The sequence below is a fragment of the Saccharothrix xinjiangensis genome (genome assembly GCF_039527585.1).
GTDB classification, from domain to species: Bacteria; Actinomycetota; Actinomycetes; order Mycobacteriales; family Pseudonocardiaceae; genus Actinosynnema; species Actinosynnema xinjiangensis.
This window is the reverse complement of record NZ_BAAAKE010000032.1, coordinates 23,369-46,906: the sequence shown is the minus strand read 5'-3', so window position 1 is coordinate 46,906 and position 23,538 is coordinate 23,369. Positions and strand designations below refer to the sequence as shown.

Here is a 23,538-nt window from a genome sequence, read left to right as displayed (position 1 = left end):
GGCGAGGGCATTGACACCTCCCTGATCAGTGCGATGGTCACGCAGGGAATCGCCGCAGGCTCTTCCATGGCCTGCGGTTCTTTCGGTTCAGAAGAGGAATCGAAGAAGACGGATGGCGACTCCGTGCCGAGTCGCTTGAGTTCGACGGCGGCTGGTCCGCCCAGGACACGCACACGGTGATCCGGTGTCCCGGCACCGGATCACCGCACGGCGCCCACCGAGGTTGATCCCCCGGTTGCCGCCTGCCGAGTTCATCCTGCGGCCCGGATCGACATCCGCTCGCCGGCAGGCAAGTGACCAGGCCCGGCCGCACGCGCGATTCCCGGTGGCGGAGCCGGACCCGAGTGGTGCTGATCGACCCGGACGGCAACCTCCTACGCGCGACCCGCCTTTAGGCGGTGTCCATCGGCACGGACATCGACGTGGCGAACGCGCTCGTGGCGGTGGTGGTGTCCACGGCCAAGGCGGTGGCCGGTAGGCCATGGGCCAGAGGGGATGAGTGACTACCAGTCGCCGACCTCGGGTTCGCCGGGGTCAGGGCTGCCGATGCGTGATTCGGTGGACCGTCCGTGGACTTCTTCCGCGATGTGACCACTGTCCGGCTTCTCCATGCCGGGCGAACGACTCCACCGTGTCACTACATCGAGTGACTTCATGTGCACTCAGTGCGAGAGATCCGATTACATTCACTCCGTTCAGGTCCCCATCGCGATGAGGTGTGCATGTCGATGTTCGACGCTGTCCGGGATTCGTCCGCGGTGGCGATCGTGGGGGTGGGGTGTCGGCTGCCCGGTGGCGTGCGGTCGCTGGACGGGTTGTGGGAGGTGCTGGACGGCGGCCGGGACCTGGTGGGGACGGTGCCCGAGGACCGGTTCGACAGCGCGGGGTTCGTGTCCGGGGGTGGTGCGCGGCCGGGGAAGTCGTACACGGCGGCGGGTGGCTTCCTGGACGACGTCGCCGGGTTCGACGCGCGGTTCTTCGGGATCTCGCCGAAGGAGGCCTCGCGGATCGACCCCCAGCAACGCCTGGTGTTGGAGTGCGCGGTGGAGGCGTTGGACGACGCCGGGATCGCCGCGGCGGACCTGGCGGGCGGCGACACCGCCGTGCTGATCGGGGTGTCTTCGCACGATTACGGCGACCTGCAGATGCAGCGGTCGCGTTCGATCAACCCGTACTCGTTGAGCGGGATGGCGTCCTGCAACGCGGCCAACCGCGTGTCGTACGCGTTGGACCTGCACGGCGAGTCGGCGGCGGTGGACACGGCCTGTTCGTCGGCGTTGGTGGCGGTGCACCGGGCGTGCGAGGTGCTGCGGTCGGGGCGCGGCGGTCTGGCGTTGGCCGGCGGGGTGAACGTGCTGCTGAGCCCGTCGGGGTTCATCGGGTTCTCGCAGGCGTCGATGCTGTCGCCGACCGGGCGGTGCCGGCCGTTCTCCGCCCGCGCGGACGGCTTCGTGCGCGCCGAGGGCGCCGGGGTGCTGGTGCTCAAGCCGTTGGCGGCGGCGCTGGCCGACGGCGACCGGGTGCACGCGGTGATCAGGGCGAGCGGCACCAACACCGACGGCCGCACCGGCGGGTTGGCGCTGCCCAACCCACGGGCACAGGCCGACCTGCTGGAACGGGTGTACGCGGAGGCGGGCGTCGCGCCCGAGGAGGTGGCCTACGTCGAGGCGCACGGCACCGGCACCCAGGCCGGCGACCCGGCCGAGTGCACGGCCCTGGGCCAGGCGCTGGGACGGCGGCGCAACGGCGCCGGTCCGCTGCCGATCGGGTCGGTGAAGTCCAACCTGGGCCACCTGGAGGCCGCCGCGGGGATACCGGGCCTGCTCAAGGCGGTGCTGGTGCTGCGCGAGCGACGGATCCCCGCGACACTGCACCTCGACGAACCTCGCGCGGAGATCGACTTCACCGGTCTGGGGCTGTGCCCGGTCAGCTGCTCGTCGCCGTTGTCCTCGGGTGACGGACCGGCGGTGGTCGGGGTCAGCGGGTTCGGGTTCGGCGGGGTCAACGCCCACCTGGTGCTCACGGACGCGCCCCCGGTGCCCGCTTCGGACATCGTGGCCCACGGCGCCTTGCCGGTCCTCGTCACGGCCCACACCGCCGAAGCGCTGACCGAGGCGGCTCGGCGGTGGGCGGACCTGCTGGAGCGGACCGAGCCGGCCCGCTTCTACGACGTCGCGTACACCTCGTGCCGGCGGCGGGGCAGGCACGGGCAGCGCATCGCGGCGCTGGCGACCGACCCCGGGCAGGCCGCTTCGGCGCTGCGGGCGCTGGCCGACGGGGACGCGGTCCTCGACGGGGCCGCCGCGGAGGCGGTCGCCCGGGGGCGCATCGGTTTCGTCTTCGACGGCAACGGCTCGCAGTGGGCCGGGATGGGCCGCGAGCTGCTCGCGGAGGACGCCGCGTTCCGCGCCGAGGTCGTCCTCTTGGACGAGGTGCTGACCCCGTTGCTGGGGTGGTCGGTGTCCGCCGAACTCGCCACGCCCGACCCCGGGCGGTGGGAGCTCACCGAGGTCGCGCAGCCGCTGCTGTTCGTGGTGCAGGCGGGGTTGGTCGCGGCCCTGGCGGCGCGGGGTGTCACGCCGGCGGCGGTGACCGGGCACAGCGTGGGCGAGGTGGCCGCCGCCTACTGCGCCGGGGCGCTGGACCGGGCCGCCGCGTGCCGGGTGGTCGCCGAGCGCAGCCGCGCCCAGGCCGCCGCCGCCGGCACCGGGCGGATGGCCGCGATCGGCCTGGACGCCCCGGGCGTCGAACTCCTGCTGGCGGAGACGGGGTGCGCCGGGAAGGTGTGGGTCGCCGCGGTGAACAGCCCGCGTGACGTCACCGTGTCCGGTGCGGCCGACGCCTTGGGGGCCTTGGCCGAGGCCGCGCGGGAACGCGGGGTGTTCTTCCGCGACCTGGAGTTGGACTACCCGTTCCACAGCCCCGTGATGGACGCGCTGCGCGACGACCTGGTGACCGCCCTGTCCGGGGCGGAACCCCGGGATTGCCGGATCGCCCTGGTGTCCGCGGTCACCGGCGAGGTGGTCGACGGTGCGGGGCTGGACGCCGAGTACTGGTGGCGCAACGTCCGCCGGCCGGTGCTGTTCGCCGACGCGGTCACCGCGCTGGTTCGGCGGCAGGGGTGCGACGTGCTGGTGGAGATCGGCCCACACCCGGTCCTGGGCGCTTACCTGCGCCGCGTCACGGCCGAGTGCGCCGAGCCGGTGGCGATCGTGCCCACCACGACCCGCGCGGTGGCCGGGACCGCGGCGCTGGACGCCGCGCGGGCCAGGCTGGTGGCCGTCGGCGCGGACGTGGACTGGACCGCGTCCTTCCCCCGCCCCGGTCGGGTGGTGGACCTGCCCGCCCTGCCCTGGCAGCGCGAGCGGCACTGGAACGGCCACCCGGACTGGTGGTTGGAGGGACCGGTGCGGGACGTCCGGCACCGGTCCAACCCGCTGCTGGGCGACCGGCACCCCGGCCCGGACCCGGTGTGGTCCCACGCCCTCGACCCGGACCGGCTGGGCTGGCTGGCCGACCACCGGGTAGGCGACGCCGTGGTGATGCCCGCCGCGGGGCACCTGGACCTGGCGCTGGCCGCCGGTCGGGAGCTGTTCGACGGACCGGTGGAGCTGGTCCGCGTGGCGATCGAGCGGGCGCTGTCCCTGCCGTGGGGCGACCGGGACGATCCGGGCGACCCGGTCCACCTGCACACCGCGGTCGGCCGGGACGCGGGCCTGACGGTGTCCTCCCGCACCGGGGACCACGGGGACTGGACCGACCACGTCCGCGGCCGGGTCCGCCGGTCGTTCGCCGGACGGCCGCCCGCGCTGGACGTGCCGGCGGTCACCGCGCGCCTGTCACGGACCATCACCGCCGAGGAGCACTACGCGAACTGCGCCCGAGCCGGGTTGCCCTACGGACCGGCGTTCCGGACCGTGACGCGGTTGCGCGCCGGGGACGACGAGGTACTGGCCGAGTACACCACCGCAGTCGAGCCCGACGCCCGGCACCAGGCGCACCCCACCCTGCTGGACGGCGCGTTGCAGGCGGCGCTGCTCCTGGCCTGCCGCACCGCCGATCCCGTGGCATACCTGCCCGTGGGGTTCGACGCGGTCCGCTGCTGGCAGGCGATGCCCGCCACCGGGCTCGCCCACGTGCGGCTCCTCACCGCCGACCACCGAGAGGTCCGGTGGGACCTCGTGATCACCGATCCCGACGGCACCGTGGCGTTGGAACTGTCGGGGTGCCGGGCCCGCCTCTTCGCCGGCACCCGCCCGACTGCCCGGACGTGGCTGGTGGAAACCCTCCGGGCGGCTCCACTGCCCGGCACACCCGCCGCCCCCAGCCCGCTGCCCGCGCCGCCCGCCGTGATGGCCGCCGCCAAGCCGGCCCTCGCCGCGCTGAGCGAGCGGTGGCAACCCGATACCTTCGCCGAACTGCGCCTGCGCACGCGGGAGATGGTGTCGCACTTCACCGCAGCAGCCCTGCGGGACCTGCTGCCCGACCGCACCGACGTCACGATCCCCGCCCTGGCCGAAGCCGGTGTGCTGCCCGAGCACCACCGGGTGCTGGCAGTCCTGATCGACCTGGCCGCGCGGCACGGCCTGCTCACCGCCATCGGTGAGCAGCGCTGGACGTGGGGCGCGGGACCGAGGGCGCACGAGGTGTTCCGGGCCGTGCTGGCCGACCACCCGCAGGAGGCCACCGCACACCTGGCCCACGGTGTGTGCGGGCGGCACCTGGCGGCCGTGCTCCGCGGGGAGCGCGATCCGCTGGACCTGCTGTTCGCCGAGCCCGACACCCTGGCCGCCCGCATGTACGACAGCTCCGGCCTGCTGCGCCACCACAACCGGGTGGCCGCCGAGCTGGTGCGGGCCCTGGTCGCCCAGTGGCCCGCCGACCGGCCGCTGCGGGTCCTGGAGGTCGGTGCCGGCACCGGCGGTGTGACCGCCTCGCTGCTGCCGCTGCTGCCGGCCGACCGCACCCGCTACACCTACACCGACGTCTCCCCCGCGTTCTTCCCCGCGGCCGCGGAGCGCTTCGCCGCCTTCGACTTCCTCGACCACCGGGTGCTGGACCTCGACACCGACCCCGTCGAGCAGGGCTTCACCCCCGGCTCGTTCGACCTGGTGGTCGCCGCCAACGTGCTGCACGCCACCCGCGACCTGACCCGCACCCTGCACCGGGTGAGGGAACTGCTCGCCGAGGGCGGGCAGCTGCTGGCACTGGAGTTCCACGACCTCGACGGGCTGGCGGCGACCTTCGGCCTGCTGCGCTCCTTCTGGGAGATCGAGGACCCCGACCTGCGCCCCCTCGGTCCGATGCCCGCGAGGCAGAGCTGGCCGGGGTTGTTGGCGCGCTGCGGCTTCCGCGACGTCGTGCAGACCGAGGACGACACCTGCGGCGACCACTCCGTGCTCCTCGCCGCGCGGGGCGACCGACCCGCGCCCGTCGCGGTGACCGCGCCCGATCCCGCAGCCACGGGCACCCGGCGGTGGCTGATCGGCCGGCTGCCCGGCGCGGCAAGGCCCCCGGTGTCCGAGCAGGAGGTGCTGAGCGCGCTCGGCGCTACCCGGGCGCACCACGTCGTCGTCGACGAGGACGCCCTCCGGTGGACCGCGCTGCTGTCGCGGGGTCGCGGCCCCGTCGACGTCGTGCTGCTGGCCGGCACGTCCGAAGGTTTCGCGTCGGCCGAGGTGACCGAGCAGGCGGTGCGGCACTGCGCGGTGTTGCGCGCGCTGGCCGCCGCGGAGGTGCCCGAGCACGTCGAGGTCACGGTGTGGGTGGTGGTTCCCGCCCGCCAGGGCACCGCTCCCGTGCTGTCCGCGGGCGCGGCGGCCCTGTGGGGTGCGGCGCGGACGCTGGCCAACGAGCACCCCCGGTTGACCACGCGGCGGGTGGCCCTGACCGGGACCGGTGACGCCCTGGCCGGCCACCTCGCGCGGGAGTTCTCGGCGCGGTCCGACGATGACGAGGTCCTGCTCACCGCGGGCGGGCGGTTCGTCCCCCGCCTCCACGCGCCGGTCGACCCGCTCGTGCCGTCGCGCGGCTCCTACACCCTCACCCTGTCCGACCACGGCCCCCGCTACCGCCTGGGTTGGCAGACCACAGCCCCGCCGACGCCGGGGCGGGGTGAGGTGGTGGTCGCGGTCGAGGCCGCCGCGCTGAACTACCGCGACGTCATGATCGCCACCGGCCTGGTGCCGGCTCCCCCGCGCCGCCGGGCGGACACCGCCGAGATCGGGTTCGAGTGCGCCGGCGAGGTCGTCGCCGTCGGCGCGGACGTCACCGGTCGGGCCCTCGGCGACCGGGTGGTCTGCGTGACGACGGGGTGCTTCGGCTCCCACGTCGCGGCGCCCGTCGAGCAGACCCTGCCGGTGCCGGCGGGCACGACGTGCGCCGAGGCCGTGACCCTGCCGCTGGTGGCGTTGACCGTGCACCACGCCCTGCACCGCCTCGCACGCCTGTCCGCGGGGGAGACGGTGCTGGTGCACGGCGCGGCCGGCGGCGTCGGCCTGGCCGCCCTCCAGTACGCCCGGCACGTCGGCGCCCACGTCATCGCCACCGCCGGCACCCCCGCCAAACGCGACCTGCTGCACCTGCTCGGCGTGGAACACGTCCTCGACTCCCGCAGCCTGCACTTCGCCGACCAGGTCCGTGACCTCACCCACGGCCGGGGCGTCGACGTGGTGCTCAACTCCCTCGCCGGCGAAGCCCTGGTCCGCGGCTTGGAGGTGGTCAAGCCGCACGGCCGGTTCCTGGAACTGGGCAAGCGCGACTTCCTCGCCGACACCTCGCTGCCGCTGGCGCCGTTCACCGAGAACCTGTCGCTGTTCGGCGTGGACCTCTCCGCCGCCTTCACCGAGCCCGAGCACATGGCGACGGCCCTGGCGGAGGCGGACGGGGCGATCCGGTCCGGGACCTACCGGACGCTGCCCCACCGCGTCTACCCGGCCGGGCGCATCCGCGAGGCGTTCACCTGCCTGCAACACTCCCGGCACACCGGCAAGGTCGTGATCACCTTCGACGAACCCGTCCCCGTCACGGCGCAGCGCGTCCGGGGGGACCTCGACGCCGACGCGGCGTACCTGGTCACCGGGGGCCTGGGCGGGTTCGGCGCCGCCACCGCCCGGCACCTGGCCACCCGCGGCGCCCGCCACCTGGTCCTGATCAGCCGACGCGGCCTCGACGCGCCCGGGGCCGGCGAACTCCTGGCCGACCTGCGGGCGCTCGGCGCGCACGTCGAGGCGCACGCCGCCGACGCCGCCGACCCCACCGCGATCAACCGCGTCCTGGCCGGTCTGGACGCCTCCGGTCGACGGCTCGCCGGCGTGGTCCACGCGGCCATGGTCCTGCACGACGCGCCGCTGACCGACCTCACCGACGACCACCTGCGCGCCGTCCTGACGCCCAAGCTGACCGCCGGACACCTGCTCGACCGGCTCACCCGCCACCGCGACCTCGACTTCTTCGTCGCCTACAGCTCGGTGGCCTCGTGCGTCGGCAACGTCCGCCAAGCGCCTTACGTCGCGGCCAACGCCGCACTGGAAGCACTGGTCCGCGACCGCCGCCGGGCCGGGCTGCCCGGCCTGGCCGTCCAGTGGGGCGGCATCGGCGACACCGGCTACATCCACCGCACCGGCCGCACCGAGGAACTCGGCAGGCTGTTCGACGTGATGCCCGTGGCCGAGGCCCTGCGAGAGCTGGACGACCTGCTCGACCGACCCGACGCCGAGGTCGTCGTGGTCGGCGACATCCACTGGGACCGGATGGCGCGGTTCCTGCCCGCCTTCGCCTCCCCGCGCACCGCCGCGGTGCTGTCCACCGAGCAGGACACCGCCGCGGACCGGCTGCGCGACGCGCTGGCCAAGGCCGACCACACCGAGGCCCACGCGCTCATCGAGGACGCCCTGACCGAGCTCCTCGCCCGGGTCCTCCAGACCACCCCCGATCGCGTCGACCGGGGCCGCCGGCTGGACCAGCTCGGCGTGGACTCCCTGATGGCCGCCGAGTTCACCACCGCGGTGAACCGGAGCCTGGGCTGCCACGTGGCCGTGGTGGAGATGGTCGGCGCGCCCAGCGTGACCGCGCTGGCGCAACGCCTGCACTCCCGGCTCGGGCGATCCGCACCCGGCACCGACGCCCCCGCCACCGGCGACGGCGACATCCCCGACCAACGTCCCGCCGCACAGGCCCCGCGATCCGCCGCGCAGGCCCGACCGCGGTGACGGCCGTCGTCGGCACGATCGCCGTGCTCACCCACCGCCCGCATGCCCGGTGGCGGGCGTACTGCCTGCCACCCGCCGGCCTGGGACCGGAGTTCTACCTGCCCTGGTGCTCGGTGCTCCCGCAGGACGTCGAGTTGTGCGCGGTGCAGCTGCCCGGTCGCGGCCCGCTGGTCGACCAGCCCTGCGCCACCGACACCCGTGCCCTCACCAAGGCCCTGGCCGACCTCGTCACCGCCCAGGCCGACCCCCGGCCGTTCGCCCTGTTCGGCCACAGCCTCGGCGCCCTGCTGGCCTTCACCACCGCCTGCCGGCTGCAACGCGCCCACCGCCGCCCGCCGGCGCTGCTGGCCGTGTCCGGGTTCCCCCCACCCCAACTGGGCGCCTACCACGCGATGGCAGGCGAACTGCTCGCCGCCGGGCACCTCGGCGCCGCAGAACTCCTCGGGTTCCGCGCGAACGCCCTCGACGACCCGGCGCGGCTGGCGACCGCGTACCTGCCCGTGGTGGGCGACCTGCTGCTGCTCCTGCAACACCGCCACCACGACGAACCACCGCTGGACTGCGACCTCGCGGTCTACGGCGGCCACGACGACCCGGCCGCCACCCTCGCCCAACTCGCCGCCTGGAACGACCTGGCCACCACCCCGACAACCCCCCGACTGTTCCCCGGCGGGCACACCTTCCCCGTCGCGCACGCCGAGGCCGTGACCACCCGGCTGCACCAGGACCTGCGCACGGCAGTCGGGGAGCACGCCTCGTGACCGGCACGTCCACCACCGGCGCCGGACGGCGCTGGGCCGCCGCCGTCGTGGTCTGTTCGGGGGTGTTCCTGCTGGGCATGGACTTCACGGTGCTCAACGTCGCCATCCCCGACCTGCAACGCGACCTGGCGCCGTCCTTGTCCCAGGTGCAGTGGGTCGTCGACGGCTACGCCCTGGTCCTGGGCGGCACGGTGCTGGCCACCGGCGCGGTCACCGACCGGATCGGCCGCAGACGGGCCTTCATCACCGGACTGGCGCTGTGCGGCGCCACCGCGGCCTGCGGTGCGCTCGCCGCGCAGCCCTGGCAGGTGATCGCGGCCCGCGGCGGCATGGGAGCCGGCGCGGCGCTGCTGATGCCCGCCACCCTGTCCATCATCACCACCCTGTTCCCAGAGCCCGCGCTGCGCCGCCGGGCCATCGCCGGGTGGGCGGCCGCCGCCGGCGTCGGCGGGATGACCGGACCGATCGTCGGCGGGTGGCTGGTGGAGCTGTTCTCCTGGCGGGCCGGGTTCTGGGCCACCGTGCCGGCGGCGGCGGCGGGGATCGTCACCGCGCTGCTGGTGGTACCCGAATCGCACGCGCCGCGTGCGACGCGCGTGGACGCGCTGGGTGTGGTGCTGTCCGCGGCGGGCCTGGTGGCGCTGGTCTGGGCCATCATCGAGAGCCCCGGTCGTGGCTGGACCGACACCTCCGTGCTCGCCGGCTACGTCGTGGCCGTGGTGCTGCTGACGGCGTTCGCCGCCTGGCAGGTCCGCGCCCGCCACCCGATGCTGCCACCGGCACTGCTGCGCAGGCCACGCCTCGGCATGGCCGCCCTCGCCCTGGCGATGACGTCCTTCGGCTTGTACGGCGCGCTGTTCGTCGTCACCCTGCACCTGCAAGGGGTCCTGGAGTACAGCCCGTGGGAGGCCGGGCTGCGCACCCTGCCGCTGGCCATCGCGCTCACCGCGGGCGCGGGCGCCGCGCTGCCCCTGCTCTCCCGGCACGGCGAGAGGCCGCCGATCCTGGTCGGGCTGGGAATCGTCAGCGCCGCGTTCATCGCACTGTCCACGACAGACGCGGACTCCGGCTACCCGCACGTGCTGCTGTTCCAACTCGTCGCGGGATTCGGCGCGGGCCTCGTCGCGACCGCCGGCACCGAGACTGTCATGGCCGCGACGCCGGCGGACCGGGCCGCGCTGGGCTCGGCGATCAACGACACCACCCGGCAGATCGGCGCCTGCCTCGGCGTCGCGGTCCAAGGCTCGATCCTCGCCGCCGCCTCCACCGCGCACCTGCCGGTCGACACCTCGCTCCTGGACACCTGGACGCGGGCCGAGCACCTGCCCGAGCCGCTGCGGACCCGTTCCCTGGGCGACGCCCGGGAAGCCTTCATCGACGGCATGACCTCCGCCGTCACCGTCGCCGCAGCCGTCACCATCGCGGCCGCCGCGCTCGTCTGGCGCTTCCTGCCCCCCACCGCTCGACCACGGCCGAGAACCCCCGCGCACCAGGACGACACCGCTCGTTGAGGTCGGAGTGGCCACTTCTTCCCCCGCCGACGGGGCGAAGCTCCACTACGACGACCCTGGCGACGACTCGGCGATGGGAAGACCCTCGTCGTCCTCCAGGCCGGCACGGACACCGCCGCGCGAACGGGATGTGGAAACTCGGAGGTCAGAACCCCGCCACGGCTGATCGTCGTCGATCGTCGGGCTTGGAGATCCGCGCCGCCGACGTGCCCGATCCCGTCGGGCCATCGAGGACAAACCGCAGGCTGCCGTGCGACGCCACTCCACCACCGGCTCCCGGCGAAGGCGAGTCAACACCACCACCACCGACCAACAGGGACACGCATCTCGGAAGCAGACCTGCCGGCGGGAACGACCTGCCGGGTCGCTGTGGCACCTGGTGCGGTGCCACAGCGACCCGGCGTCGGCGCAGGACTCGCTCAGGACCCGGAGGTGGGTCGTCGTCCGTCAGGGTGTGCCGGGGGTCAGGTCCAGCGAGAGCGCGGCCACGTTGGGGGTGTCGAGGGACCAGCCACCACCCGCGGGACCGCACTTCGCCACCGTGTCACTCGTCGACGAGATGTTCGTCCCGGTGTTGAACGGCGTGTTCGGCGTGGTGGACAGCAGGTTGGTGTAGAGGAACCGGCCGTTGGAGTAGACGCACTGGTGCAGGTTCAGGTACCGGTCGGAGGCCAGGTCCAGGGAGAGCACGGCCACGTTGGCGGTGTTGAGCGACCAGCCACCGACCGCCGGGCCGCACCTCGCCGTGGTGTCGCTGGCGTAGGAGAGGTTCGTGCCGGTGTTGAAGGGCGCGTTGGGGGTGTTGGACAGCAGGTTGGTGTAGAGGTAGCTGCCGTTGGAGTACACGCACTGGTGCAGGTTCAGGTAGCGGCCCCGGACGCGGTCCAGCGACAGCACCGACACGTTGGCGGTGTTGAGCGACCACCCGGCGACGGCGGGGCCGCACCTGGCGACGGTGTCGCGCGTGTCGGAGATGTTCGTCCCGGTGTTGAACGGCGTGTTGGGCGTGTTGGGCAGCAGGTTGGTGTAGAGGAAGGTTCCGTTGGAATAGACGCACTGGTGCAGGTTCACGTACCGGTCCCCCGCGGCCAGGGCGGGTGTCGCCGTGAGGACGAGCGCGCCCACTCCCACCAGTGCCGCGACGACGGATTTCCACGATCGCAGACTTCGCGCAAAGCGCATGCCGAATACCCTCCTGCATTCTGTTCATCGCACGGTGGCGCCGCACGACGTCATGGAACCACCACGAAATGCGGTTCATTCACAAGTGACGCGGTTTCCGACGTGACCGAAGCCGTTCCGGTCACAACCACGTTGTCCGGTATCCGTCCCGCAGCAGGGTGGTGGCGCGGCAGGCGTGCTGCCCCGTGCTCACTCATGCGGTCATCGGCCGTACGGTCCCCACCGTAGGACCGAATGCCGGTCGACCGCGATAGGCCAACCGCATGAGAGCACCGTGTCCGCACGAGGCTTTCTCACGTGGAATTTCCGTCGATCACTCCACGTTCGAGAACGTCTTGTGAATTGATCCATCCGTGTCGACCCCATGATGGGTGTTCAGCATCCTGGACGCTTGCGGACTCGTCTGTGCCTCATGCCGGTAGAGCATGGTCGCCCGGCTTGCCCGTGAGCCTGCGGATTCATCCGTCTTCCCAAGATGCCGCATCGGTCGTCGACTTGCGCACCGCGGCCTCGTCATACCCGATCGGCGGGTGCCGCGAAGTCGACCGGCCATGATAATCGAGGTCGTGGACGCTTCAACGGCCGCCCGATATCCCCCTGTCGCCGTGTTCAGGGAACCGCGACCCGGAGGGACCGTTCCGGACCTCGACCTCCCTGTCCGCCTTCGCGCGCGGCGGACCGCCGCGGCGTTGGCCTCGGTGCCGACACACGCCGGCCCTGTGGAGCGCACCGCCGCCCTGCGCCGGGCATCGGCGGTCGCGGGTGAGCTGGTGGCGGTGCTGACCGCTCAGGGCGCGGCCGTGGTCGGTGAGGACCTGCCGGCCGAGTCGGCCAGCCAGTCGTTCTTCCGCGTGCGCGAGGTGGACCTGACCGACCGGCAGGCGGCCCTGCACGGCGCTTCGGTCGTGCAGCGCGGTCTGGAGGACCTGTGCGAGGCGCCGCTGTCCGGTACCGATCTGGCGGTCGAGACGGCGGGCATGGCGCGCGCCGTGCTGGACCTGACCGACGCCACCGCCCCGGACGCCCCCCTCGACGAGCCGCTCCCCGCTGCGCGGGCCACCGACGAGACCTCGGTGGAAGAGCGGTGGACGGCGCGGTGGATCGTCGGGCACCAGGTGCACGTGCTGTTCAACGTCTGCGCGGCGGTCGCGGTGACCGACGCCGCGCACCACCTGCGCCACGGCTCGGCCCGGGACGCGCTGCGGCGGCTCGACCACGCGACCACCTTCGTGCGCGGCTTCCCCGCGGCCATGACCCACGCGAGCACGATGCCGGTCGAGTACTACACCGCCGCCGTGCGCCCCACCATGCAACCGCCCGAAGTGGTGCGCCCGTTGAGCGGTCGGCAGCACCGCGGCTACAAGGTCTTCCGCGCCGCGATGAAGGACCTGCTCGCCGTGATGCCCGAGCCCTACGAGCAACTCGCCGCCCGCGACCCGGAACTCGCCGCCGCACGCGACGCGCTGCTCGAAGCCGACCTGATCGACGGCGAACGGCACGTCACGCTCGCCTACTCGATGGTGCGCCTGCAACGCTCCATCGCCCAACTGCCCGACGGCCCGGACAACGCCGTGGGCGAGCTGCGCCTGATGCGCCACCGGAGAGCGGCGCAGTACGCGCCGCTGCTCCGCTTCGGCGACCACTACGTCGCCGACGCCGTGGCCGCCCTGCGGCACTGACCCGACGACCGCACCGGAACCAGGAGCGAACAGCCGATGTCCGAGCCCGCCACCACCGAGACCGTCACCGCGGAACTGGAACTGGTGCCGTCCGACACCGCTCAGGTCGAGCGCCTGGCGCGTGATCTGCGCTCCGACCACCGGTGCCGAGTGGACGCGCCGGAGTGGGTCGCCCGCGCTCGGGACGCCTGGGAGGAGGCTCCTCTGCCGTTGCGGCGCGAGGTGCGCCGGTTCCGACGCCACTCGGGTCCCCAGGGGGTGTTGGTGATCCACGGGCTCCCGATCGACGACGCGGCACTACCCGCCACACCGTCCGCGCCGGACTCGGTGCAGCGCGAGCCCACCGTCGCCGCGGCGGTGCTCGCCATGGTGGCCTGCGGGCTCGGCGACCCGATCGCCTACCTGGCCGAGAAGTCCGGCGCCCTCGTCCAGGACGTCGTGCCCGTACCGGGCAGGGAGAACTTCTCCGGCAACGCCGGATCGGCGCTGCTGACCTTCCACAACGAGAACGCCTTCCACCCCCACGAACCCGACCACGTGCTGCTGCTGTGCCTGCGCGCCGACCACGACCGCACCGCCGGCTTGCGCACCGCCTGCCTGCGCGAAGCGCTGCCCCTGCTGCCCGACGCCACCCGAGAGGTGCTGTCCGCGCCCGAGTTCGTCCTCCGACCGCCGCCCTCCTTCGGCACCGACAACACCACCCGCGCACCACAACCGGTCCTCTCGGGGGCGGTCGACGACCTCGACATCCGGATCGCCCAGATCGCCATCACCCCGACGACCCCGCGAGCCGAAGCCGCCTTGGCCGAACTCGCCCACGCCTTCGACACCGCCGCCCGCACCACCCGACTCGCCCCCGGCGACATGGCCGTCATCGACAACCGCGTCACCGTGCACGGCCGCACACCCTTCCGCCCCCGCTACGACGGAGCCGACCGCTGGGTCCAACGCACCTTCGCCGTCACCGACCTCCGCCGCTCCCGCGACCACCGCCCCGACGACGGCTACGTCCTTACCCGGTGAACCGCGGTCCCTTCCGTTGCGTGCCCGGTTCCTGTTGGCACGCAACGGGGTCTCGCGTGCGACGACGATGAGCGGTGATCGGAAGCGTCACCCGATCGATACATGGCTCGCCCGAGTCAGGCGTGATTCGCTCAAGGCATGAATCCGATCGAGGAAGTCAGCCGCGGATCGGGACTCGACGGCTACCCCTACGCGTTCCACATCGCCCTGGACGGCAACGGGCTCAACGGCCTGGAGGGGCGGGCCGGAGTGTGCGTGTTCCACTACGACCCGGTCAGCGGGCGGCACACCTCACGGATCGAGTACTACGACGGGCTCTCCGGCGGGCACGCCATCAGCCTCAGCCCCGACCGTCGCACCGGGTTCCTCGGCAACACCGGACAGCACCTCGCCTTCTACGACACCGCCCGCCCCGAGGAGACCGAGCGGGTGTCCACGCTGCGCTTCGAGCCGACCGACTCCTCGATCAAGGGCAGCACCCACGCGGTCTGGCTGGACGGGACCACCGGCATCACCGCCGTCGGCGAGTCCTTCTGGCAGTTCGACGTCAACCGGCTGACCGCCGCCGAGAACATCGGCGCGCACGGCCTGAAGCTCCCCCACGCCATCAAGCGCACCGCGTCGGGCCGCCACCTCGTCTACGGCGGCATGGACCACCCCCGCCGCGGCGAGGCGTGCGAGGTCGGCATCTTCGACCTGGAACGCCGCGCGCACCGCGTGGTCGAGCTGCCCGCCACCTGCTGGCACGTCGCCACCCACCCCACCGAGGACCGCTTCTACGCCCTGTCCTTCCGCGTGGTCCCGCAGGAAGGCCGCGACTGGCACGAGTGGGCCATGGCCTACTTCAAGGAGTACGTCTTCGAGATCGACGCCGACTCCGGCCGCGTCCTGCGGCACTGGACGGCCGCGGGCGACATCCCCGCCCACATCAACTCCGACGTCTGCCTCTCCGACCGGGAGCTCATCTACTGCACCGGCGGCAGCAACACCGTCGTCCTCATCGACCTGGCCGACTTCTCCTCCTTCCGGATCATCGACGAACGACCCGACCTGCGCCACCAGGTCAAAGCCGGGCGCCAGGCCGCGCGCCAGGTGCTCGACGTCCTCACCCGCGGCTCGGCCCTGGCGAGCACCAAGCACTTCCTCGCCGCGCTCCGCGTCACCCGCGGCACCCTCGTCGACGGCGTCTACGCCTGCCAGGTCTCCGCCGACCAGACCCTGCTGTTCACCGCCAACCGCGGCCTCAACACCATCACCGTCTACGACTACCCCGCCTGCACCGTGCGCCTCCGCGTCAAGATGCCCGACCTGCACCACCACGTCGACGGCCTGCGCCCCTGGTCCGACCCGCGCCTCGGCTTCCACCACGGCGCACTCATCAGCCCGCAAGAGCGCCGCCAGCCGTCGACCGCCACCGAGTACTCGTGATTTCGGTGATGTGGCGCTCGCCTCGCCCGGCACCCTGGTGCCGGCGTCAGTTCTCCCGATCACGGCCGGTGGCGCGTCCGAATCACGGGTGCGAGGCCGCCGTGGACCGGTGAACCACCGACGACGAAGTGCTCGGCCCCAGGTGGTTCTGGTACCCGGGGCGGCGGCCGTGCCCGCCTCGGTGTCCGGTTCTACCTGCCGGTCGGCGAGGTGCTGCCGGATCGCCGCCGGCGCGGGCGGACGCCCTGGGGCGTCGGTGTAGTGGCGTCCGGCCAGCAGGGTTCGGCGCACTCTCCACTTCGTCGTGGTTGACGAGCACACCCCGCATCGCCGCGACGTTGTCCCGCCACGACCGGTCCGCGCCGGCCGCCGAGCACCACTGTGGTGCTCGGGAGGGTGCTTGGGTTCAACTGGTCGTCGCAACACCCCTGATCGAGAGGTGGAGCGATGGCTGGGACGATGGGGGTCGAACCGCCGTCCGGGGATCAGCCGGCTCACGGCGATCGCGTCGCCCCGGGCTCCGAGCCCGTGTTCCGGGTACGGCTCGCGCGCGGTGGCGAGGGCATCCCGGTCGGGTTCGACACCGGGACCCGGTGTGGTCGCGACGGTGACGCCGCCGTCGCGCAGGAGGCGGTGCGGCGCTTCCCGGCTGGTCGCGGCGGCGGTGCCGCGGTCGCGCAGGTGCTCGCGCAGCATCGTGAGCGACCACGTGGAGAACGCGGTGATGCCCGAAAGGTTCACCGCCGCAGGGCGGGATTTCCACCCCTGCTCGAATTCACAGTTCCTCGCGGCACAAACCAAACCCCAGCCGTGGTCCACGTGTTTGCTGCGCGTGTTGAGCGGAGCTGGTTTACTGACCGGCAGTCGACAAGTCGCTCCTGCTGCCATGGTGTTCCCGCTTCGGCCCGGACGAGGAGACGAACGTGCTTGGACAACATTCCAAATCGCGTGTGCTGATCGGCAGACTGACCGTGAGCGCGGTGGTCGCGAGCGCGCTGGTGTTCACGGGCGTGGGCACCGGAACAGCCGCCACGGCGTCGCTGACCCTGAACTACAGCTGCCCGTTCCCGCTGATCGGCTCGCAGAACGTGGTCTTGCGGACCAATCAGACGAACCTGCCCGACTCCGCGGTGGTCGGTCAGGAGACGCCCCCGTCCGAGGTGACCTCGACACTGACCTTGCCGGCAGCGCTCACGTCGGCCTTGGCGTTGATGGGTGCGGCCCTCGTCGAGGGCGCGTCCACGCAGCAGACGAGCATCAACAACGCCGGCCACATCATCAACACGGCGCCCAGGTTGCCGGTGACGACGAGGAACGTGCCCGCATCCGGCGCGTTCGACATCACCGCGACCGGCCGCACGTCCGCGGCTTCCTTTCCCAACGCGGGGTTCACGACCATCGACATCGGGAACTCCGCCATCACGCTGACGCCTCGCAAGGCCGACGGCACCACGACCGGCCTGGGCACGTTCACCTCTTCCTGCACCCTCAAGGCGGGGCAGGTGACCAGGCTGCACCAGTTCACGGTCTCGCAAACCAGCAACGGCTGACACGACGGCGTTCCTGCGGGATGAGCCGCTGCGGACCACCTGTGGCGCGAGGGGCGGGAGCACCGATGAGGAGCTGGGCTCGCGCTTGCACGGGAAACCCGAGGCCGACCTGACGACCGCCGGCGGGCCGTCACGTGCGGCGTCACCCGTTCTGCGTGTCCCCGGCTGCGTTCGGTGGTGACCCGAGCGGCTCCCGGGCCGCGTCGAGGTGGTCGAGTTGGCGTTGAACGCGCTCGGCGTCGGTGTCGCGCCCTTGTTCCCGGTACAACTCCAGCGCTTCCCTCCACACCTCGCGGGCTTGGTCCTGGTGACCGAGGGCGACGTGGGGGTGGCCGACGTGGTTCAGGGTGTTCGCGATCAGGTAGGTGTTGTCGTGGGAGCGGTACAGGGCGAGGGCCTGCCCGTAGTGGTCGAGGGCCTTCTGGTGGTCACCGGTGCGGTGGGCGATGAGCCCGAGGCTGTCCAGGGTGTCCGCCTCGCCGGTGGAGTTGCGGTGGCACCGGTGCAGGACCAGGGCGGCGTGGCAGTGGTCGCGGGCGGTGTCGTAGTCGCCCAGGCGGGCGGCGAGCCAGCCCACCGCGTTGAGGGAGTCGGCTTCTCCCATCGGCATGTCGAGGGTGCGGTAGAGCTCGAGGGCGTGTCGGGCGTGGTCCAGGGCCCGCCGGTCGTCCCCCCGTCGTTCCCAGGCGACTTCGAGCGTCCGGTGGATGTGCGCCTGTTCGGCGCTGTCGTGGTGGCGCACGGCCAGGGCGAGTGCCTGTTCCAGGTGCCCGATGGCCTCCTCGTGCAGGCCCAGCAGGGAGCAGGCGCGGCCGAGGAACCGGTGGGCGAGGGTGCGGGTGGCGGGCTCGGGCAGGTGGGCGGCGGCGTCCAGCGCCGCTCTCCACGCGGCGAGCCCGTCGTGCCGGTGCCCCCGCCGGACGTGAAAGGTGCTCAGGACCCACGCGAGGTGCCAGACGAGGTGGTGACGGCCAAGGGTGGCGGCGGCGCGTTGGACGGCGAGGAGGGTGGCGTGCTCGGCCTCCAGCCAGGCCAGCGCCGATGCGGCGTCGGACAGCGGGTGCGGGTGGACGCCGGGTGTGGGCGCGCCGGGGTGGACGAGTTGGCGGTGGGGGTCCAGGAGTCGGTCGGCGGAGGAAGCGGTGTGCAGGTGGAAGTCCATCACCCGGGCCAAGGCCGCATCCCGGGTGTCGCCGGGCAGGGTGCGGGCGGTGGTGGTGGCGTAGGCGCGGACCAGGTCGTGCATCACGTACCGACCGTGCGCCCGCCGTTCCAGCAGGGATGTTTCGACCAAGGCCGACAGCACCCTGCGCGCGCGGGCCGGGGGTAGGTCGGCGAGGGCGGACACGGCGGGCAGGGTCGTGTCCGAGCCGGGGGTGATGCCGAGCAGCGCGAACACGGTGCGTTGTTCGTCGGTGAGCCGGCGCAGGGACCAGGACAGGACGGTGGGCAGGCTGGCGGTGGGGTCGGTGTCGTGGTCGAGCATTTCCAGGCCCAGTTCGCGCAGCTCGGCGGCGACCTCGGCCAGGGGCACGTCGGGGTGGGTGGCGACGTGGCGGGCAGTGATCGACAGGGCCAACGGGTGACCCCCGCACAACCCGACCAGCTCCTCCACCGCTGCCGCCTCGGCGGCGGTGCGGTCGGGGTCCAGGCGTCCGGCGAGCACGGCACGCGCCTCGGCGGGGGTCAGGACGTCCAGTTTCAGGTGGCGAGCGCCGTGCCGGTCGATCAACGCGGCCAGCCTGGTGCGGCCGGTCACCAGCACGGTGCAGGTCGGGCTGCCCGGCAGCAGGGGGACGACCTGGTCGCTGGTGGCGGCGTTGTCCAGCACGATGAGCATCCGCTTGTCGGCGATCAGGCTCCGGTACAGCGCGGCCTGCGAGGCCGGCTCCGACGGGATGCGATTTGGGTCGACGCCGAGGGCGTCGAGGAATCCTCGCACCGCGTCACCCGGTTCGACCGGGCTCCCGGTAGGGCTGAAGCCGTGCAGGTCGACGAACAGCTGCCCGTCGGGAAACCGGTGCAGGTTGCGGTGGGCCCAGGCCAGTGCCAGCCAGGTCTTGCCGAGGCCGCCCGCCCCGCCGATGGCCGAGATCATCACCGCCGCGCCTCCCACCGGGTCGACGTGCCTCGGTGGCGACGCGGCCGGGTCCTGGTCGTCCGGGGCGGCGGTGAGGGTGTGGTCGAGTGCGGCCAGCTCCGCGAGGCGGCCGGTGAACAGCCCCGGTGGGGCCGGCAGTTGACGGGGCACGACCGCCGGCCGATCCGCCTCGGCCACCGAGGTGGTCAGGGCGGGTTCGGCGGCGAGGATGCGCTGGTGCAGTTCCCGTAACGCCGGCCCGGGATCGGCGCCCAGTTCGTCGGCCAGCCGGGTGCGCAGGTGGTGGTAGTGGTCGAGTGCGTCGGCTTGGCGGCCGGACCGGTACAGGGCGAGCAGGTACTGAGCGGCCAGCCGCTCGTCCAACGGGTGCGTGGCGACCAGGGCGGTCAGGCGGGCCAACGCCTCGGCGTGCCGTCCCAGGCGCAACCGCAGATCAGCGTGGTCCAGTTCGGCGGCCAGACGCCGCCGATCCAACTCGGCGCGCATCTCCTCGACCCACGGGCTGTCCAGGTCCGCCAACGGCTCACCCCGCCACAACGACAGGGCGTGCTCGAACAGGACCACAGCGCGTTCGCCGTCTGTGGCGACGCGGGCATCGGCGACCAGGTGGTGGAACCGGTGCACGTCCACCGCGGTCTCGTCGACCACCAACTCGTACCCGCCTGCCCGACGCACGATGTCGACCTCGCCGGTGGCCCGCACCACCCGGCGCAACCGGGACAGGTAGCTGTACAACGGGGTCCGGCCGCTGAACGGGACCCGTTCCCCCCAGACGCGGTCGAGCAGCAGGTCGGCTGACACCCACCGGTTGGCCTCGACCAGCAGCACCGCCAACACACACCGCTGCCGGGCGGGGCCCAGATCGACGATCCGACCGCCGACCAGGGCCTGCACCGGACCCAACACGCGGAACTCCACCACCGACGCCCCCTCACCAACCGGTGTTCCCCCTGGCGATGCCGGTCTAGCAAGGACTTCCGGCGCTGTACGGGATATCGGAGGATTTCGCCCGACCAGCCGAGCACTCGAGGGAAATCCGCAGGGATCGGATGAGGCGCGCATCAGCGCCTCGACGTGATCGATCGCACCTGGTCGATCGCACCTGGTCGATCGTCCACACCGGCCTGATCGACGCACACCGCCGGACGGCGCCCGCGGTGTCGGTCGGCGGAAACGTGCCGCGTTTTGCGCGACAAGGAGCGCAAACGCGGAAACCTCGACGTCGTGGGAGCAGGCCGAACGCGGTGCGGGAGCGAAGCCACCCCGCGCTTTCAGGCAACATCCGGACAATCCGGAAGTGGGCATGAAGTCCTTTCGTGGTGACGACCGGGAGATGCCGTTGTCACCACCCGGACCCGGTCGGCAGCCGGCACGTTCGACGGTGCCGGGGGAGATCGGGACCGCGGGCGACGACGAGGCGGCCGAGCAGGCGAACGGGATTCGTCAGCGGCGCGACGAAGCCGACTCGAGCCAGCCGGGTCCGGGCAGCCTGATCGGATATACCCCACCGTGGCAGAAACCCAGGGAAAAACCCGCCGGAGAAGTACTCGATGAATTTTCGATACCGTCGGAGATCACTCGGGTGGCACATCTTCTTCACCACGCTTTAGAGCGAGACAAGAATATTGATTGCGCACGCGAAGCGCTCCAAGGGTGGTGTGGCCGTGGCAGCACCGGCAGGCCGGGCGGTGGTGACTCCAGTGCGAGTCCATCCGACGGCCACACCCCGCACCGCGGCAGCCCCGACAAGCGGTAGGTGCGCGCTTCCGTCACCCGGGTCGCAGGCGGGCCGACGACCGGCCGCCTCGGAGGGCGTCCTGTACGCGGTGCGCACCAGCACGGGTTCGACCTCCACCCCCTGTCCGTCCGGCAGCGCCACCCCACCCCGGTCCCGGAGCGGGAAGATCGACCGGACCAGGTGCCTGCGGTGCTGTCCAACGCCCTGACCATTCGGTCAAGCAGGGTTGAAACGCTTGACAGGCAATCCGGAAAGCGCATTCCATGGGATGGTGACCGGACCTCCGCTCGAAGACCGCCCGTTCGACGGCAACCACTTCGACTACTCCCCCTGGTCCTTCTGGGACGAGGCCGACGAGCGGGCGAAGCGGCGCCAGCTCGACGTCCGGCGACACCTCGCCGAGCACCGCGGCTACCGGATCGGGGAACGCTGCTTCCTCTCCGAACTCGCGTCCGTGCAGAACGAGGAGTTCCACCTCGGCCACGGCTGCTACGTCGCCGCGGGCGCCTACCTGTCCGGGTCGCTGCACGCCGGGCGCGACTGCACGATCAACCCGTACGCGGTGGTGCGGGGCCACGTCCGCCTGGGCGACGCCGTGCGCATCGGCGCGCACACCTCGGTCCTCGGGTTCAACCACACGACCGACGACCCGGACACCGAGGTGTTCCGGCAGCCCCTGCGCTCCACCGGCATCACCATCGGCGACGACGTCTGGATCGGGTCGCACGTCGTCGTGCTGGACGGGGTGACCGTCGGCGACCGGTCCGTGGTGGCCGCCGGCGCCGTGGTCACCAGGGACGTCCCGGCCGGCGCGGTCGTCGGGGGCAACCCGGCCCGGGTCCTGCGGTGGCGCGTGCCGGCGCTCGCACCGCGGTCGGACGACCTCGTGGCCGGGCTCACCGCGTTCGCCGAGACCGCGCACGCCCAGGCGCGGCGGGTGCTGGAGCGCTGTTGGGACCCCGACCTCGGCCTGTTCACCGACCGACCGGGGTCGCCGCCGACCGTCCGCGCCCAGTGCGACGCGGTCGAGGTCGCCGACCTGCTGCTCGGCCGCGCCCCCGAGCAGCTGCCCGCCCGGGTCCAGGTCGACCGGCTGCGCGGTTGGCAGGACCCGGGGACCGGGCTGGTCGGCGCGCTGCGACCCGACGGCACGGTCGAGCCCGCCCGCGACGGGCTGTCCGACCCGGGCGCCGCCTACCACGTGCTGTCCGTCGGCTACGCGCTGGACCTGCTGGGCAGCGGCTTCGCCGAGCCGGTCCACGTCGTCTCCCGCACGGACGCCGCGGAGGTGGTCGCCGGGCTGGAGCGGCAGCCGTGGACCACGAACGCCTGGGCGGCCGGCGCGTGGGTGGACGCCCTGGGCACCGCCCTGCACTGGAACCGGCGGCGTGGCGACCTCGGCGCGACCGGTGCGACCGAGGCCCTGTTCGGGTGGCTGCTCACCCGCGCCGACCCCCGCACCGGCGCCTGGGGCCGCCCCGCGCCCGAGGACGGCCTGCTCCAGGTCGTCAACGGCTTCTACCGGGCCTCGCGCGGCACGTTCGCCCAGTTCGGCCTGCCCGTCCCCCACCCGGAGCGGGTGGTCGACACGGTCCTGGAGCACGTCCGCGACGCCCGCTTCTTCCGGCCCGAGACGCAGAACGCCTGCAACGTCCTCGACGTCGCCCACCCGCTCTGGCTGACCCGCGGGACCGCGTACCGCGCCGACGAGGTCCTGGGGGTCGCACGCCGGTTGCTCGCCGACGCGCTGGGCCACTGGACCGACCACGCGGGCTTCGGCTTCCGGGCGCCGCACCCCACCACCACCGGTCTTCCCGCGACGGCGCCGGGTTTGCAGGGCACCGAGATGTGGCTGGCCGTCATCTGGCTGCTCGCCGACCTGCTCGGCCTCGCCGAGGTCCTGCGCTACCGCCCGCGCGGCGTCCACCGACCCGAACCCGGGCCGGTATGAGGGCAAGCGCTTCCTCCCGCGGGCGCCGGAACCCCGCCGCTTTCACCGCCCCCGGTGACCGCGACCGACCCGCTGGGCCGCCCGGTCCGGGCGCGCTGGGCCGTCCGCGGCGGGCTGGGCGGCAGCGCCACCACCGACGGCGGCACGGGCCTGCCGACCGGCCTCGGCGCACGCCTGCTCGACGCGCACGGGGCGCCCTCGACGCCGGGACCTCGCCGCTGCGGGCCGTCCGCGCGGTCGACCTGTCCGGCCGCACCCCCGGCTGGTCGTCACCGGCGAGGGCCGGTTGGACCACCAGGCGCCGCGCGGCAAGGCTCCCGCCGGGGTTGCCGCGGCGGCACGGCGGGCGGGTGCGACCGTGGTCGCCGACGCCGGGAGCTGCGAGCTGGACCGCGCCGAACTCG

At 73.0% G+C, this 23,538-nt stretch carries 10 protein-coding genes and 2 pseudogenes; 10 read left to right on the top strand and 2 right to left on the bottom strand.

All coding sequences use genetic code 11. From position 1 onward, the window contains the following. Positions 1-728: 728 nt before the first annotated feature. Genes ABD223_RS37905 through ABD223_RS37895 form a run of 3 tightly spaced genes read left to right on the top strand, consistent with a single transcriptional unit; the run spans position 729 to position 10,482 of the window. Positions 729-8,210: an SDR family NAD(P)-dependent oxidoreductase gene (locus ABD223_RS37905; protein ID WP_344042102.1), complete on the top strand. Its 7,482-nt coding sequence runs from the start codon at positions 729-731 to the stop codon at positions 8,208-8,210. Beyond that, positions 8,207-8,971, top strand: coding sequence for a thioesterase II family protein (locus ABD223_RS37900; protein ID WP_344042100.1), 765 nt, complete (start codon positions 8,207-8,209; stop codon positions 8,969-8,971). The genes ABD223_RS37905 and ABD223_RS37900 overlap by 4 nt, the downstream gene beginning before the upstream one ends. Next, complete coding sequence (locus ABD223_RS37895; RefSeq protein WP_344042098.1) at positions 8,968-10,482, top strand: MFS transporter; 1,515 nt, start codon at positions 8,968-8,970, stop codon at positions 10,480-10,482. Before ABD223_RS37900 ends, ABD223_RS37895 begins: the two co-directional genes overlap by 4 nt. 447 nt (positions 10,483-10,929) lie before the next feature. Here ABD223_RS37895 and ABD223_RS37890 read toward each other — a convergent pair whose 3' ends face one another. Then, positions 10,930-11,607: a hypothetical protein gene (locus tag ABD223_RS37890; protein ID WP_344042096.1), complete on the bottom strand. Its 678-nt coding sequence runs from the start codon at positions 11,605-11,607 to the stop codon at positions 10,930-10,932. A 776-nt stretch (positions 11,608-12,383) separates the two neighbouring features. Between ABD223_RS37890 and ABD223_RS37885 the strand changes: the two genes are divergently transcribed. The 4 genes from ABD223_RS37885 (at position 12,384) to ABD223_RS37870 (ending at position 17,344) form a co-directional block, all read left to right on the top strand. Next, positions 12,384-13,343 carry a hypothetical protein gene (locus tag ABD223_RS37885; protein ID WP_344042094.1) on the top strand — a complete coding sequence of 320 codons (960 nt, stop codon included), beginning with the start codon at positions 12,384-12,386 and terminating at the stop codon, positions 13,341-13,343. A 36-nt stretch (positions 13,344-13,379) separates the two neighbouring features. Then, entirely contained in the window at positions 13,380-14,366 is a 987-nt protein-coding gene (locus tag ABD223_RS37880; RefSeq protein ID WP_344042092.1) for a TauD/TfdA family dioxygenase, read from the top strand. A 138-nt stretch (positions 14,367-14,504) separates the two neighbouring features. Further along, positions 14,505-15,794 (top strand): hypothetical protein, encoded by a 1,290-nt coding sequence (locus ABD223_RS37875; RefSeq protein WP_344042090.1) that lies wholly within the window; start codon positions 14,505-14,507, stop codon positions 15,792-15,794. A 971-nt stretch (positions 15,795-16,765) separates the two neighbouring features. Then, on the top strand, positions 16,766-17,344 hold the full coding sequence (locus ABD223_RS37870; RefSeq protein WP_344042088.1) for a DUF6801 domain-containing protein: 579 nt from the start codon (positions 16,766-16,768) through the stop codon (positions 17,342-17,344). A gap of 142 nt (positions 17,345-17,486) precedes the next feature. On the opposite strand, the gene ABD223_RS37865 is transcribed toward ABD223_RS37870, so the two are convergent. Then, a complete protein-coding gene (locus tag ABD223_RS37865) occupies positions 17,487-20,351 on the bottom strand; it encodes an AfsR/SARP family transcriptional regulator (RefSeq protein ID WP_344042086.1) in 2,865 nt (954 codons plus the stop codon). 1,103 nt (positions 20,352-21,454) lie between these two features. On the opposite strand from ABD223_RS37865, the gene ABD223_RS37860 reads away from it, so the two are divergent. From ABD223_RS37860 to ABD223_RS37855, 3 genes and pseudogenes are all read left to right on the top strand, one after another. Beyond that, entirely contained in the window at positions 21,455-23,134 is a 1,680-nt protein-coding gene (locus ABD223_RS37860) for an acyltransferase (RefSeq protein WP_344042084.1), read from the top strand. Positions 23,135-23,188: 54 nt separating this feature from the next. After that, a pseudogene (locus ABD223_RS43760) lies at positions 23,189-23,302 on the top strand (hypothetical protein); the annotation flags it as partial. Positions 23,303-23,420: 118 nt separating this feature from the next. After that, positions 23,421-23,495 (top strand): annotated as a pseudogene (locus ABD223_RS37855) (hypothetical protein); the annotation flags it as partial. Between the last annotated feature and the right edge of the window lie 43 nt (positions 23,496-23,538).

Excerpts from the sequence above, each read along its gene's own strand:
- ABD223_RS37905 (WP_344042102.1), top strand. The coding sequence starts at position 729 with ATGTTCGACGCTGTCCGGGATTCGTCCGCGGTGGCGATCGTGGGGGTG.
- ABD223_RS37880 (WP_344042092.1), top strand. The coding sequence starts at position 13,380 with ATGTCCGAGCCCGCCACCACCGAGACCGTCACCGCGGAACTGGAACTG.
- ABD223_RS37875 (WP_344042090.1), top strand. The coding sequence starts at position 14,505 with ATGAATCCGATCGAGGAAGTCAGCCGCGGATCGGGACTCGACGGCTAC.